This is a genomic window from Ralstonia sp. 24A2 (genome assembly GCF_051783885.1).
Classification (GTDB): Bacteria; Pseudomonadota; Gammaproteobacteria; order Burkholderiales; family Burkholderiaceae; genus Ralstonia.
On sequence record NZ_JBPVZD010000002.1, the window covers coordinates 2,323,184 to 2,337,951 of the forward strand.

The 14,768-nt window shown below is 65.5% G+C and carries 12 protein-coding genes; 3 read left to right on the forward strand and 9 right to left on the reverse strand.

Going from position 1 to position 14,768, the window contains the following annotated elements:
* Positions 1-25: 25 nt before the first annotated feature.
* Entirely contained in the window at positions 26-1,915 is a 1,890-nt protein-coding gene (locus ACS13N_RS15715; RefSeq protein ID WP_438932493.1) for a glycoside hydrolase family 15 protein, read from the reverse strand.
* Between the two features lie 35 nt (positions 1,916-1,950).
* Here ACS13N_RS15715 and ACS13N_RS15720 point away from each other — a divergent pair, with 35 nt between their 5' ends.
* The 3 genes from ACS13N_RS15720 (at position 1,951) to ACS13N_RS15730 (ending at position 5,479) form a co-directional block, all read left to right on the forward strand.
* The gene (locus ACS13N_RS15720) at positions 1,951-3,183 is read left to right on the forward strand and encodes a DUF2252 domain-containing protein (protein WP_438932494.1); all 1,233 of its coding nucleotides are present in this window, start codon (positions 1,951-1,953) and stop codon (positions 3,181-3,183) included.
* Between the two features lie 162 nt (positions 3,184-3,345).
* The gene (locus ACS13N_RS15725) at positions 3,346-4,887 is read left to right on the forward strand and encodes a methyl-accepting chemotaxis protein (RefSeq protein ID WP_438932495.1); all 1,542 of its coding nucleotides are present in this window, start codon (positions 3,346-3,348) and stop codon (positions 4,885-4,887) included.
* 124 nt (positions 4,888-5,011) lie between these two features.
* Positions 5,012-5,479, forward strand: a complete 468-nt coding sequence (locus ACS13N_RS15730) for a hypothetical protein (protein WP_438932496.1) — start codon at positions 5,012-5,014, stop codon at positions 5,477-5,479.
* 4 nt (positions 5,480-5,483) lie between these two features.
* Here the strand turns inward: ACS13N_RS15730 and ACS13N_RS15735 are convergent, their stop codons facing one another.
* The 8 genes from ACS13N_RS15735 to ACS13N_RS15770 all read right to left on the reverse strand — a co-directional run bounded on the left by ACS13N_RS15735 (position 5,484) and on the right by ACS13N_RS15770 (position 14,765).
* Positions 5,484-6,206: an MgtC/SapB family protein gene (locus ACS13N_RS15735; RefSeq protein ID WP_438932497.1), complete on the reverse strand. Its 723-nt coding sequence runs from the start codon at positions 6,204-6,206 to the stop codon at positions 5,484-5,486.
* 109 nt (positions 6,207-6,315) lie between these two features.
* Complete coding sequence (locus ACS13N_RS15740; protein WP_438932498.1) at positions 6,316-7,419, reverse strand: SDR family oxidoreductase; 1,104 nt, start codon at positions 7,417-7,419, stop codon at positions 6,316-6,318.
* A gap of 282 nt (positions 7,420-7,701) precedes the next feature.
* Positions 7,702-8,733: an XdhC family protein gene (locus ACS13N_RS15745; protein WP_438932499.1), complete on the reverse strand. Its 1,032-nt coding sequence runs from the start codon at positions 8,731-8,733 to the stop codon at positions 7,702-7,704.
* Between the two features lie 50 nt (positions 8,734-8,783).
* Entirely contained in the window at positions 8,784-9,449 is a 666-nt protein-coding gene (locus tag ACS13N_RS15750) for an SRPBCC family protein (protein WP_438932500.1), read from the reverse strand.
* The gene (locus ACS13N_RS15755) at positions 9,440-10,663 is read right to left on the reverse strand and encodes a vWA domain-containing protein (protein ID WP_438932501.1); all 1,224 of its coding nucleotides are present in this window, start codon (positions 10,661-10,663) and stop codon (positions 9,440-9,442) included. Before ACS13N_RS15755 ends, ACS13N_RS15750 begins: the two co-directional genes overlap by 10 nt.
* Before the next feature lie 2 nt (positions 10,664-10,665).
* Entirely contained in the window at positions 10,666-11,562 is an 897-nt protein-coding gene (locus ACS13N_RS15760; RefSeq protein ID WP_438932502.1) for an AAA family ATPase, read from the reverse strand.
* An 8-nt stretch (positions 11,563-11,570) separates the two neighbouring features.
* On the reverse strand, positions 11,571-12,377 hold the full coding sequence (locus ACS13N_RS15765) for an FAD binding domain-containing protein (RefSeq protein ID WP_438932503.1): 807 nt from the start codon (positions 12,375-12,377) through the stop codon (positions 11,571-11,573).
* Between the two features lie 9 nt (positions 12,378-12,386).
* Entirely contained in the window at positions 12,387-14,765 is a 2,379-nt protein-coding gene (locus tag ACS13N_RS15770; protein ID WP_438932504.1) for a xanthine dehydrogenase family protein molybdopterin-binding subunit, read from the reverse strand.
* Positions 14,766-14,768: the final 3 nt, after the last annotated feature.

The following is a 14,768-nucleotide window of genomic DNA, read 5'->3' on the forward strand; positions in this document are numbered from 1 at the left end:
ATCCGCAGTTGAGTCAGTTCGGCCGCTATTTTACCGGGGCGGAGGATTCGGGGTTCTGGGCCCCTGTTCGCTGGCTGACGTGATCGGCGGCGGCAGATAGCGTCAGCGCTGAATTCACCAGTGCGATATGCGAGAACGCCTGCGGAAAGTTGCCGACCAGCCGGCATGCGCGTGGGTCGTACTCTTCCGAGAGCAAGCCCACATCGTTACGCAGCGCCAGCAGCTTCACGAACAACGTGCGCGCTTCTTCGTCGCGGCCCTGGAGGACAAGGTTGTCGACGTACCAGAAGCTGCACGCGAGGAAGACGCCTTCGCCTTCCGGCAGACCATCCGCCACGGCCTCCGTGCGATAGCGGCGCACGAGACCATCGACCAGTAGATCCTCCTCGATGGCGCGCACCGTGGCCTGGATGCGCTTGTCCGTCGCGGGCAGGAAACCAACCAGCGGCAGCATCAGCAAGGCGGCATCCACCTCTTCACCGCCGTAGCTCTGCACAAAACAGCCGCGGCGTGGGTGGATGCCGCGCGTGCAGATCTCAGCATGAATGCGGTCGCGAACGGCGCGCCAGCGCTCAAGTGGGCCTTCCACGCCAAATTGCTCGATGCATTTGACCGCACGGTCGAAGGCCACCCAGGCCATCACCTTGGAATGGGTGAAGTGCCGGGATGGGCCGCGCACCTCCCAGATGCCTTCGTCGGGGGACTGCCAGATGTCTTCCAGATGCGTCATCAATGCGAGCTGCAAGCGCCATGAAGCGTCGTCGCCCGCCAGGCCGCCTTTGCGGGCGAGGTAGAGCGCGTCCATCAGTTCACCGTAGACATCGAGCTGGAGTTGCAAGGCGGCAGCGTTGCCAATGCGCACGGGTTGCGCGCCTTCATAGCCGGGCAACCAGGGGATGGTCCATTCGCCCAGGCGGCGTTCGCCGGCAATGCCGTACATGATCTGCACCTGCGCTGGGCTGCCTGCGATTGCACGTTCGAGCCAGGCGCGCCAGGCGCTTGCCTCGTCGTAGTAGCCGGCGTTCATGAGGGCGAGCAGCGTAAGGGTGGCGTCGCGCAGCCAGCAGTAGCGGTAGTCCCAGTTGCGCACGCCGCCGAGCCGTTCGGGCAGCGACGTCGTGGGCGCGGCGACCACGCCGCCGGTGCGGTGATACGTCAGCGCCTTGAGTGTGATGAGCGAGCGCTCGACGGCCTCTGTCCATTCACCGGCGCCGTGGCACCGACTCGACCACGCGCGCCAGCGCGCCTCGATGTCGAACTGGGCTTCCAGGGCGTCGATGGAGGCCGGCAGCGGCAGGTGCGATGGGGAGTGCGTTAGCACGAAGGGCATGGCCTCGCCCTCGGTCACCGTGAACTCGGACACGGTGGAGAGGTTCTCGCCACGAAGCGGGGCCGGCGTGCGCAGCGTCACCATATCGGGGCCGGCAATGGCTCGTAGCACGCAGTCGGGGGTGTCACATGCGCTGTCGGCAGGGGCGCCGGTGGTTTCGACCACGCGGCTGACCCACGGCACGGAGGCGCCGTAGTCGAAGCGCAACGTCAGGTCCATGCGCATGGCAACCGCGCCCGAAATACCCCGCACGATGCGCACGAGATCCGACGTATCGTCGCGCGCGCTGGGCGTGCCCGGCAGGCGTACAGGCATCAGGTCGGTCAGGCTGACGGTGCCGGTGCCGGTCTCGAACACAGTCTCCAGCACAAGCGTGCCAGGCAGGTAACGGCGGCGGATCGAACGCGCTCCACCCTGTGGCGCGATCTGCCAGCGCCCATGATCGGGTGTGCCCAGCAACGCGGCAAAACAGGCACCTGAATCGAACCGAGGCCAGCACAGCCAATCGATGGACCCGTCGCGCGAAACCAGTGCGGCGGTTTCGCAATCACCAATCAGGGCGTAATCTTCGATTTTCGAGGGCATTGCACTCCACTCCAACAATCGATAGGGCCGTGACCATGCACGACAGTACCCGCGTCATTCTTGAGTACAACGCTGGGCGAGACCCAGAGCGCCTCACGCGCAAGCTGGCCGCCATTGCTGCCGATCCGTTCTCCTTCTTCCGCGGCACCAACAATCTGTACGCGGCATCGATGATCGAGGCACCGCTGCTGCACGAGGCGCCGCGCACACTGGTCTGCGGCGATCTGCACCTGGAGAACTTCGGCAGCTTCAAGGGCGACAACGGCCTCGTTTACTTCGACATGAACGATTTCGACGAAGCGCTGACCGCGCCGTTTACCGTCGATCTCGTACGCGTGCTGTCGAGCCTGCAGGTGGCTGCATATAGCTGGAAGCTGGCCGATGAAGACGCGAACAACCTCTGCCGCCGGTTTCTCGACACCTATGCCACGGCGCTCGTTGACGGCAAACCGCGCTGGGTAGAGCGTGCCACCGCCACCGGTATCGTGCGTACGCTGCTGCGCGATCTGCGCAGGCGCAACCGCGCGGCCTACATTGCCGAGCGCACGGAACGTAACGGCAACCAGATCAACCTGCGCAATGATGGACGCCGCACATTGCGTGCCAGCAAGGATGAGGTCCGCCGTGCGCGCCGCATTCTCCAGGCCTATTCCGAGCAGGGCAACGGTCATGGCCAGCGCTTCGTTGCCGTGGATGTGGCGCGCCGCATTGCCGGCACCGGCAGTCTTGGGCTGGAACGCTATTCAGTACTGGCCCGCCCGGAGAACGACCCCGATACCCTGCGCCTGATCGACATCAAACTCTCCGTACCGAGCGTCTGGGCCGATGTGCTGGGGGATTCGTGCAGCGTGGCGCCGTGGCATAGCGAAGCCGGGCGCGTGGTCGGCATTCAGCGCATCTCGCAGGCGATCTCGCCGGCATTGCTGCGCGGCGTGGTCTACGGGGCCAAGGGCGAAAAGCCGAAGTCGTACGTGGTCAAGAGCCTGCAGCCGACGGCTGACCGTGTGGCGCTGGGCTCCGGCAAACACGTCGTCGCCAACCTGGACGATGCGCTGCAGACTATGGCTCGCGTGGCTGCATGGTGCCATCTGCGCAGTTGTGGCCGTCTCGGGACGGACCTGGTCGAGACGGTGCAGGACTACGCTGCCGGCACGGCGTGGCGCAAGTCTGCGCTGAAGCTGGCGACGCACGGGCGCAAGGTGTCGCTCAAACAGTGGGCGGAGTTTGCGGACGACTACCGCGAGGCGCGCGGCAGCAAGGCAGGCTGATGCCTCGGGGCAAGGGCGGTGTCAGGTGATGCATTGTGCATGCCGCCCTCAAGTTCCCGTCGTGGGTGACCGATAGTGCCAAGGTAGCCGGCCGCCCGGCGCGATGGTCGCGCCTGCGTGAGAAGCCGCGCACGTCACTCCGCTTGTTGCCCTCCTGCGCCCATGTCCGCCCGATTGACCATCCGCACCCGTCTGGTGCTCACGGTTTCCATTTTGTTTCTGCTCGCCCTGCTGATTGGCGTGGCCGGGCTGCTTGGCCTGCGTGATGCCAATCGCGCGCACGAACAGACCTTCACCAATCAGTTTCCGTCTGCGCTTGCTCTGGGCGAATCCGACCTGAGTCTGACGCGCGCCCGTACCGCGCTCGACAAGGCGATGCTGTATCCGGAAGACAAGGGTGCCATGCAGCTGCTCGACCGCACCGAAGAGCTGATCGCACGCTCGGACGAGGCGTGGAAGAAATACCTGGCCCTGCCGCGCGACGATGAAGAGGAACGTCTGGCCAAGGATGTCGCCACCAAGCGTGAGGCCGCATCGGGCACGCTGCGCGACATCATCAAGGCACTGCGCGCCGGCGACCGCGCCACGGCCGACAAGATCATGGATAAGGGCGTCTCCAAGGCGTTTCGCGATTCCAATGACACCAGCCTGGCACTGAGCAAGAAGCAGCTCGCCTTCTCCAAGGCCAACTACGATGAGTCGCGCGAAGCCTATGCGCGTTTCCGCATGATCGTGATTGCCGCCATCGTCTTTGCATTGCTGGTGGCGCTGGTGTGCGCATGGTCGCTGCTGCGCGCCATTGTCGGGCCGCTGAACGCAACGCTGGCGCAGTTCGACCGCATTGCCGCGGGTGACCTGACACAGCCCGTGCACGTCGACCGCGGGGACGAGATGGGCCGTCTGCTCGAAGGTCTGGCCCGCATGCAAGGTGCATTGACCGACACCGTGCGCCGCGTGCGCACCGGCTCCGAATCGATCGGCGCGGCCACCAAGCAGATCGCTGCCGGCAATGCCGACCTGTCTCAACGCACGGAAGAGCAGGCCAGCTCGCTGGAAGAAACCGCGTCCAGCATGGAAGAGATGACCTCCATCGTGCGCCAGAACGCTGACAACGCCCGTCAGGCCAGCCAACTGGCCGACAGCGCCTCGCACGTGGCCAGCCAGGGCGGCGCGGTGGTGACCGACGTGGTGGCGACCATGCGCGAGATCAGCGCGTCGTCGCGTACGGTGTCGGAAATCATTGGCGTGATCGACGGCATTGCCTTCCAGACCAACATCCTGGCGCTGAACGCCGCCGTGGAAGCCGCCCGCGCCGGCGAGCAGGGTCGTGGTTTTGCCGTAGTCGCGGGCGAGGTGCGCAACCTCGCGCAGCGCAGCGCCGCAGCGGCCAAAGAGATCAAGGAGATGATCGAGGCGTCGCTGTCCAAGGTGGAAACGGGCAGCTCGCTGGCTGAGCGCGCCGGCACCACGATGGAGGACATCGTCGCCTCCATCCGCCGCGTGACCGACATCATGGGCGAGATTGCTGCCGCCTCCAACGAGCAAAGCTCGGGCATCGAACAGGTCAACAAGGCTGTCACGCTGATGGACGAAGCCACGCAGCAGAACGCCGCACTGGTGGAGCAGGCGGCTGCAGCGGCCGAATCACTGGAAGAGCAGGCGCAGGTGCTGAACGCCGCCATCGCGGCCTTCCGGCTGGCCTGACCGTATCGATACCGGATTTGATACAAGCGGTCGTTTTGATCGGCATGTGTGGCAATGACTTGCCTTGAGCGGCATTTCGGTTGATATAACCGGAACGCTCACTCAAGGACCAAGGAATCACACCATGCCGTTCATCATTGCCGCACTTGCGCTGATTGGCCTGCTCATCTACGGCGCAGTCCGGTTGTACGCAGAAGTCGCCTCGGCTTACGGAGCCGTGGCAGGCGGCGCAGCGGTATTGCTTGCAGCGGCGCTCATCGCCGGGGCCGTCGTCAGCCTTGTCCGCCGCTATCGCGCGGTGCATGGCGTCAACGTGAAAGGGCAGCGGATCGTGTCTCTGAGCGGGAGTTGGGGGCGGGTTGCCGTCGACGCCGAACAGAAGCGCGGGTCATTGTGCCTGCATGACCAGGACGCGCGATTCCTCTTTGCCGATATTGCCGGCGCCGATGCGGTTGAACGCGATGGAACGTGGTCTCTGGATTTGCGCCTGAAGCATCAGGCGCAGGCGGAATGGCCGATCCCGATGCGCAATCGCCAAGAAGCGAAGCGCTGGGCGAAGATCTTCGCCCTGGCGGCAACGCAGGAGCTTTGAGCGATTACTCGGTCGTACTCGGGTTCCAGAACGCCTGAGCAACGTGCGGCTGAGCCTGCAGTGACGCGACGATGCGGTCCAGCTCGGCGGCATTCACTGCGGTGGACATCAGCATGGCTTCGATTTCCACGTGGTCCTCGCCAAAGGGCTCGACCGACAGATCGCTGATCGGGTAGCTGGCTTCTTCGAGCAGGCGTTCCAGATCGGCCAGGGCTTCCTTCTGGCGGTTGCTTGTGGAGATCACGCACATCGTGTACGTGACTTCGCTGGCCTGGTTGTCCAGTGGCGTGCGGTTGATTCGGTTCACGACGGGGCGCAGCAGAATGTTCGATGCCAGCACGAACAACGAGATCAGCACCGCCTGACCGATGAGGTCCGAGCCCGCTGCCGCGCCCACGGCGGCCGAGCCCCACAGCGTCGCGGCGGTGTTCAGTCCGCGTACATTCAGCCCTTCCTTCATGATGGTGCCGGCGCCCAGGAAGCCCACCCCCGAGACCACATAGGCGATCACGCGGGTGGTATCCGATGCGGTGCCGATCTGCGCAGCCATGTCCACGAAGGCAGCCGCTGCGACTGCCACTAGGGCGTTGGTGCGCAAACCCGCTGTCCGCTGCCTGACCTGTCGCTCGAAACCGATCAGCGAGCCGAGCGCAAACGCGGCGGCAAGGCTGATGAATGAATCCAACAGTGTGGCGAAGTTGAGATGGGTGATGGCTTGCAGCTGCATCGGCGGCTCCTTGTTATGCAGACCGGAGTCTTGCTCAGGTGCTAAATGAGGCGCCGATGGTTATAGCACGGCGCCATGACACGCCGTGCGAGCCGGGTGGACCCGACGGCTACTTATAGTCCCACTGCATCTGCTCGGGAATCGGCACAGCGTCCGACGTCTCGAGGCAGCGGTCGAGGTAGGCGAGCAGGGAGCGCGGCTGGAAGCCGGTCTCCTGCACCAGTCGCGTGTTGTCGAACACGTAGCTCATGCTGGCGAACTTGGCGTACAGGTGGATGCAACGCGCGACCAGTCGCACGTTGCCATCTCCCGTCATGCTCAGGAATTTACGTGCCAAGGCTTTCTCAGCGATTTTCTTCTGATACACGTACCCGGCCAGCGCCTGGGCATCTTCTTCTGGGGTCTTGCAGCGCTTGAAGCGCGGGTACAGTGTTTCGATGCGCTCGGAGTTCGCGTCGCCGGCACTGATGTGGTACAGGTCGTGCGCCAGCGTGGGCTTGGTCGCCAGACGGACGATGGCCTCGGCGCAGTCGTCCACAGGCAGGATGTCGACGCGATCCGACAGTTGGCAGCTGAAGGTCTCCAGCATGGCCACCATGCGCAGCATCCAGAAGATGCTGCCCGAGGGCTCGCAGCCCAGCGTGCTGTGGCCGACCACGATGGACGGCCGCACCACGACCAGCGGCAGTTCGGGCACGGCTTCACGTAGCTTCAGCTCGGCCATTCCCTTGGAATACGTGTAGGGCACGGCATGCTGCTCGATCGGCGGCACATCCCAGCTCTCATGCACATGGCGGTTGGCCAACTGGCCGCACGACATGGCCGTGCCGATCTGCAGGAAGCGCTTGAGGCGCGAGCCCTGTGCGGCCAGTTTGCCCAGCGCCAGCACACCGCCCACGTTGGTATCCCACAGCGACGGATGGTTGGAGAACGTAGCCAGTGCCGCGCAGTTGATGATGACTTCCGGATCGCCCAGCGTGGCCGCGCCGCCTTCACGCAGGTCGAACAGCACGATCTGCGACTCGGTGATGCCGTCCAGCAAGGACTCAGGCATCTGAAACCGGCGCAGGTTGCTGCGCAGGCGCGCGAGCCCGTCCGCCTGCGTGTCACCACGCACGGCAAAACGCGTATCGGCTAGCAAACCTTTGGCTGCCAAATCTGCGGCAATGGCGCCGCCCACAAAACCGGTCGCGCCGGTTAGCAGAATACTCATGCGAGAAAGCTCGAAATCTTTGACGTGCGAGGCGAGCGACCAACTCGCCTGCAAACAACGGCATCGGCGCTGCATGCGCGGACACGAAACGCTGGTGGTGCGCGCAAGCCCAGAACGGGCACATCCGGCGGGCGCGCAGGGTGCGAGGCTCGCCGCGCCGCATCACAGGTGTTGTACGGTGCGGCCGGAAGCCCGCGCAGAATCAGCGAGTTATAAGAATGTAACCTTTCAAGCGCCTTTCGGCACGTCCTTTTGTAGACCTTTCACGCTAGAAAGTTGACTTCACGCATGCGGCACTGCGCAACTGGACGTGGCATTTGCTGCAATTTCGCGCGCAGCCTTGGCCCCTTCCACCTGCAGAATGGTCGGCAGAGAGACACCGTTCTTGGCCGCCGTGACCTCGGCCAGTATGGAGATGGCGATCTCCGGCGGCGTGCGGCTGCCGATATAGATGCCCACCGGGCCGTGCAGGCGGGCCAATTCCGCCTCGGACAGATCGAACTCCTTCAGGCGTTCGCGGCGGCTGGCATTGTTGCGGCGGCTGCCGAGCGCGCCCACGTAGAAGGCCGGTGTCTTGAGCGCTTCCATGAGCGCCAGGTCGTCAAGCTTGGGATCGTGCGTGAGGGCGATGACGGCGCAGCGCTCATCCATCTTCATGGCCATCACCGTGTCGTCGGGCATGGTGCGGACCATGGCAACGCCCGGGATGTCCCATTCCTCGCTGTACTCTTCGCGCGGGTCGCACACCGTCACCTGGTAATCCAGGCCCACGGCGATCTGGCACAGATAACGCGAGAGCTGCCCGGCGCCGATGACGAGCATCCGATAGCGCGGGCCGTGAATCGTCACCAGGCGTTCTTCGTCAAACTGCAGGCCATCCGTGACGGTGGCGTGCTGCAGCAGCGTCGCGCCCGTTGCCATGTCGAGCGTGCGGGCGACGAGCTGGCCGCCTTCCACGGCATGCAGCAAGGCGTCGAGACCGCTGGCGGCGTTCAGCGGCTCCAGCACGAGCTGTAGCGTGCCGCCGCAGGGCAGGCCAAAGCGGTGGGCTTCTTCCGCGCTGATGCCGTATTTGACGGCCTCGGGCTTGACCTGCTGCAAGCCCTCGCGGCGGACGCGGTCGATGAGGTCGTCTTCAATGCAGCCGCCCGAGACCGAGCCGACCACCACACCGTCATCCCGCAGCGCGAGCATGGCGCCCTCGGGCCGGGGCGACGAGCCCCACGTCTTCACAACGGTGACGAGCAGCACGCGCCGCCCCTGTGCCAGCCAGCGCACGCTGGTTTTCAAGACTTCAAGATCGACGCTGTCCATGATGCGTTTCCTGCGCTTATTGAGCGCTATTCAATGCGGGGGATGCCCGATTATGCCCCGTGGTGCAAAAACAGGTAGGCGGCCACCACGGCCACGACGGCCACGATGATCCACGGCCACGGATTGCGAGGCTGCACGGCAGGGCTGATGATCGGCGCCCCATCGTCATGGGGCGGTGCCCCATGCGCCCGCAGTTCGCCGGCCGCCAGATCCGGGATGGCCTGTTCAGCGGGCCTGCTGTCGAGCACGGCCGTTCCATCGGCTGCGGGGCCGAACTCTGCGGCAAAACGCTGGAAGAACTCATCCGCCAGCTTGCGTGCAGCACCGTCGACCAAACGTGAGCCGATCTGCGCGAGCTTGCCGCCCACCTGTGCAGTGGCGGTGTAGGACAGCCGCGTGACCGTCGGGCCTTCGGGCGCGAGTTGCACCTGTGCGCTGCCCTTGCCGAAACCGGCGGCGCCGCCCTGCCCGTCGAAATGCAAGGTGTAGCTGCGCGGCGGCGCCATGTCGGTGAGTTCCATGCGCCCTTTGAAGCGCGCCTTGACGGGGCCGACGGCGGCGGTCATGGCGACCTCGTAGGCGGGATTGCCACCTTCGCCAGCGGCGGTGATGCTCTCGCAGCCGGGGATGCAGCGCTGCAGCACGGCCGGATCGTTGAGCGCATCCCAGGCGGTCTGCAGAGGTACGGGCAGGAGGTGGGTCTGGGTCAGTTCCATGGTGCGCTCGGGCGGGCTGGAGTGGGGGCATACCGAGCATGCGCCAATTCCTGTTCTAGCGCAGCCAGGCTATCGAAATGGTGCGCCGGCATCATCGCGTCGACATGCGGCAGGATGGCTCGCACACCGCGTGCCCGCGGCTCGAAGCCGGCAAAGCGCAGCAGCGGGTTGAGCCAGACGACGCGGTGGGCGAAGCGGGCCAGGCGGGCCATCTCGGCGTCGAGCAGGTCGATGTGTTCGTGGTCGAGCCCGTCGGTCACGAGCAGCACGGTGGCGCGGCCGGACAGCGTGCGGCGTGCCCAGCGGCGGTTGAACTCCGCCAGCGCCGCGCCGATGCGCGTGCCGCCGGACCAGTCCGGCACGAGCTGCGCGATGGCTTGCACGGCAATGTCCGGATCGCGCTCGCGCAGATGCCGCGACACGTTTGTCAGCCGCGTGCCGAACAGGAAGGCCTGGATGCGCTCGCGCGATTGCACCAGCGCATGGCAGTAGTACAGCACCGCGCGCGAGTAGCGGCTCATCGATCCGGAGATGTCGAGCAGCAGCACGAGCGGCGGTGTGCGGTCGACGGGCTGGCGGTACTTCCAGCCGGTCCATTCACCACCGGCGCGTACGGCCTGGCGGGCCGTTGCGCGCAGGTCCGGATGGCGCCCGCGCGAGGCCGCTTTCAACCGGCGTGTGCGTTCCTGCGCCAGATGCGCGCGTCGGCGCCGGATCATGTGTTGTAGCGTGCGCCATTCCTGCGCGTTGAGCGTGTCGAAGTCGCGCGTGCGCAGTGCTTCATTGGCGGAAAACGCCAGCGGCGCAACGATGTCATGGCGCTCGCCATCGGGCTGGGGGCCGGGTGGCAGGTTCGTTGATGGCTGCGCACGCAGCGCATCGGCCAGGCGGTTGCTGCGCGGGGCCGGAATGCCGCCACGCACCTTGGGCAGCAACAGGGCGCGCAGCTTGCCTTCCCAGTCCGGGTCGCGCCAGAACACATTGAACGCGGCATCGAACAGCGTGCGCTCGTCTGGGTGCGAGACGAGCAGGGCGGACAAGGCGGCCTCGACGTCATCACGGCGGCCGATGTCGATGTGGGCCATGGCTTCGATGGCATCCACGGCGCGCGAGGGTGCCAGCGGCATACCGGCATTGCGCAGCAAGCGCACGAAGTGCGTCACGTTGCGGGCCAGGATGGGTAACGGCGTGGGCGGCACGGCCGATGTGTCCATGGCTACTCCGGCAACGCCGATGCGGCCAGCAACTGCTCGATGGTCGGCGCGTCCACGCGGGCGAGGTCGTCCTGGTATTTGAGCAGCACGCCCAGCGTGTCCTGTACCGATTGCGGGTCGAGTTCCGTTACGTTCAGCGCGGCCAGTGCACGGCACCAGTCGACGGCCTCGGCAATGCCCGGCGCCTTGAACAGGTCGATGCCGCGCAGGCGGTGCACGAAATCCACCGCGCGTTGCTGCAGGCGGGCGGCGGTCTCGGGCGCACGCTGCGCCACGATCTGCAGCTCGCGTGCTTTGTCCGGGTAGCCGATCCACTGATACAGGCAGCGCCGCTTGAGCGCGTCGTGTACTTCGCGCGTGCGGTTGGAGGTCATGATGACCAACGGAATCACCTGTGCGCGCACCGTGCCGAATTCCGGAATCGATACCTGAAAGTCCGACAGCAGCTCCAGCAGGAATGCCTCGAACGGTTCGTCCGCGCGGTCGATCTCATCGATCAGGAGAACGCGGGGCGTATCCGGATGGGCAGGGTCAGGCAGCAGCGCCTGCAGCAGCGGGCGCTTGAGGAGGAATTCGTCACGGTAGAGCGTATCGGCGTGGGGCTTTTCACCGGCGGCTTCCGCCAGGCGCAGCGCCATGATCTGGCGCGGGTAATCCCACTCGTAGAGGGCGCTGGCGGTGTCAAGCCCTTCATAGCATTGCAGCCGCAGCAGCGACGTGCCGAGTAGCCCGGCTGCAGCCTTCGCCAGCTCGGTCTTGCCGACACCGGGTTCGCCTTCCAGAAACAGCGGCCGCTGCATGCGCAGCGCGAGGAACAGGGCCGTGGCCAGCTCGCGGCTGGCGAAATAGCCCTGACCTTGCAGTTGCGCGATGCAGTCGTCGATGGAGTCGACCGGCATGCCGCTCCTTAGTGGTGTTTCGCCAGGGCGTGCTCTACGGCGCGGGCCGCCAGCACCGGGATCAGGTGCGCGCGATATTCCGGCGAGGCATGCAGATCGCCCACCAATTCATCGGCCGGCACGACCACCTTGCGGGCAGCCTCTGCCGTGAAGTTGGCGGCAAGCGCCTGCTCCAGCGGCGTACAGCGGAACACGCACGGCGCCGCGCCCGTCACCGCCACACGTACGTTGTTGCCCTTGCGGCTGACAAACACACCTACCAGCGCAAAGCGCGACGCCGGGTTGCGGAATTTCACGTAAGCGGCCTGGTCCGGCACGGGAAACTGCACTTCGGTGATGAGCTCGTCGGGTGCCAGCGCCGTCTCGTACATGCCGAGGAAGAAATCATCCGCCGCGATATTGCGCCGCTCGGTGACGACGGTGGCGTTCAGGCCCAGCACGGCAGCCGGATAGCACGCCGCCGGATCGTTGTTGGCGAGCGACCCGCCCAGCGTGCCCATGGCGCGCACTTGGCGATCACCGATGCCGCCCGCCAGCTCCGCCAGGGCGGGCAACATGCGGACGATGTCGGCGTTCTCGGCCACATCGGCATGGCGTGTGGCCGCACCCACGGTGATCACGCCCGGCTGCGAGCGGATGCCCGACATGCCGGGAATGCGCGTGACATCCACCAGCGTGGAGGGCTGTGCCAACCGCAGCTTCATTGCTGCCAGCAGGCTTTGCCCGCCGCCAAGGTACTTGGCGTCTGCGTGCGTCTTCAGCGCGGTGACGGCGGTCTGGGCATCGGTGGCTTTCTGGTACTCGAAGTCGTACATGGTGCGCTCCTAGGCCTTGGCCGCTTGAATGGTTTGCCAGACACGGTGCGGCGTGGCGGGCATCTGGATGTCCTTCACGCCCAGCGGTGCCAGCGCATCGACGATGGCGTTGATGAGTGCCGGCGGCGAGCCGATTGCCCCGGCCTCGCCGCAACCCTTCACGCCCAGCGGGTTGTGCGTGCACGGCGTGCCCTTGGCGGTTTCCACCGTGAAGCTGGGTAGATCGCCGGCGCGGGCCATGGCGTAGTCCATGTACGAGCCGGTCAGCAACTGGCCGGTTTCGTCATATACGCAGCGCTCCAGCAACGCCTGGCCGATGCCCTGGCCAAGCCCGCCATGCACCTGCCCCTCGACGATCATCGGGTTGATGATGTTGCCGAAGTCGTCCACCGCAACAAAGCGGTCAATGTGGACCTCGCCGGTATCAGGGTCGACTTCCACCTCGCAGATGTACGCGCCGGCCGGGTAGGTGAAGTTGGTCGGGTCGTAGAAGGCGTTTTCGTCGAGGCCCGGCTCTAGCTTGTCGAGCGGATAGTTGTGGGGCACGTACGCCGTGAGCGCGACTTCACCAAAGGTCTTGGTGCGGTCGGTGCCGGCCACGCGGAAGACGCCGTCCTTGAACTCGATGTCCTCGGCGGAGGCCTCCAGCAAGTGCGCGGCGATCTTCTTGGCCTTGGCCTCGATCTTGTCGAGCGCTTTCATGATGGCCGAGCCACCCACGGCAATCGAGCGTGAGCCGTACGTGCCCATGCCGAAGGGGATGCGTCCCGTATCGCCGTGCACGATCTCGATGTTCTCGATGGGCACGCCCAGACGATCGGCCACCACTTGCGCAAAGGTCGTCTCGTGGCCCTGGCCGTGGCTGTGCGAGCCGGTGAACACCGTGACGGAGCCCGTCGGGTGCACGCGGATTTCACCGGCTTCAAACAGGCCAGCCCGTGCCCCCAGCGCCCCAGCGATGTTGGACGGCGCGAGCCCGCACGCCTCGATGTAGCAGGAGTAGCCCATGCCGCGCAGCCTGCCCTTGGCACGTGATGCGTCGCGGCGGGCAGGGAAACCCTTCACGTCGGCCAGTTCGATGGCGCGTTGCAGGAGGGGTTCGTAGTCGCCGGTGTCGTACGTCAGGCCAACGGGCGTGGCGTATGGGAAGGTGCGGATGAAGTTGCGGCGACGTAGCTCTGCAGGGTCGATCTGCATTTCGCGCGCGGCAGTTTCGACGAGGCGTTCAACGACGTAGGTCGCTTCCGGTCGACCGGCGCCGCGATAGGCATCGACCGGCGCAGTGTTCGTGAACACCGCCTTCACCTCGGCGTAAATCGCAGGCGTCTTGTACTGGCCGGCCAGCAACGTCGCATACAGGATGGTCGGCACGCTGCTGGCAAACGTCGACAGGTACGCGCCCATGTTGGCCGTGGTGTGCACGCGCATGGCGAGGAAGTTACCTTGCGCATCGAGCGCCAACTCAGCGTGCGTGACATGGTCGCGGCCATGCGCGTCGGTCAGGAAGGATTCGGACCGCTCCGCCGTCCACTTGATCGGCCGGCCAACCTTCTTGGAAGCCCACGTGAGCGCCACATCTTCCGGGTACAGGAAAATCTTCGAGCCAAACCCGCCGCCCACATCCGGCGCAATCACGCGCACCTTGGCTTCGGTCAGGCCCAGCACGAAGGCCGACATCAGCAGGCGTTCCACGTGCGGGTTCTGGTTGGCGACATAGAGCGTGTAGCTGTCGTCCTGGCGCGAGTAGCTGGCGTTGACGGCGCGCGGCTCAATCGCATTCGGAATCAGCCGGTTGTTGACGATATGGAGCTGCGTCACATGCGCGGCCTTGGCAAAGGCGGCATCGGTGGCGGCTTTGTCGCCATGGCCCCACGTGTAGCAGGTGTTGTCGGGCACCTCATCGTGGACAGCGGAGCCGGCGGTCGGCGCGGTGACGGTGTCCACCACGGCGGGCAGCTCGTCGTACTCCACGTCGATCATCTCGACGGCATCCTTGGCGATCTTCACCGATTCGGCCACCACCAGCGCCACCTGGTCGCCCACATGGCGCACCTTGCCCTGGGCGATCACGGGGTGGGGCGGCTCCTTCATCGGGGTGCCGTCGATGCTGTGGATCAGCCAGCCGCACGGCAGGCCGTTGACCTTGTCGGCGGCCAGGTCGTCGCCCGTGAGCACGGCCAGCACGCCTGGATGGTGGCGCGCCGCATCCACGTTGATGTGTTTGATGCGCGCATGCGCATAAGGCGAGCGCAGGAACACGGCATACGACTGGTGGGCCTGGACGACATCGTCCGTGTACTGTCCGGCGCCAGTGAGGAAGCGATAGTCTTCCTTGCGTTTGACGGCCGCGCCGATCAGGTGGTTGTTGGGTTCTGCGGGAGCGTTCATGGT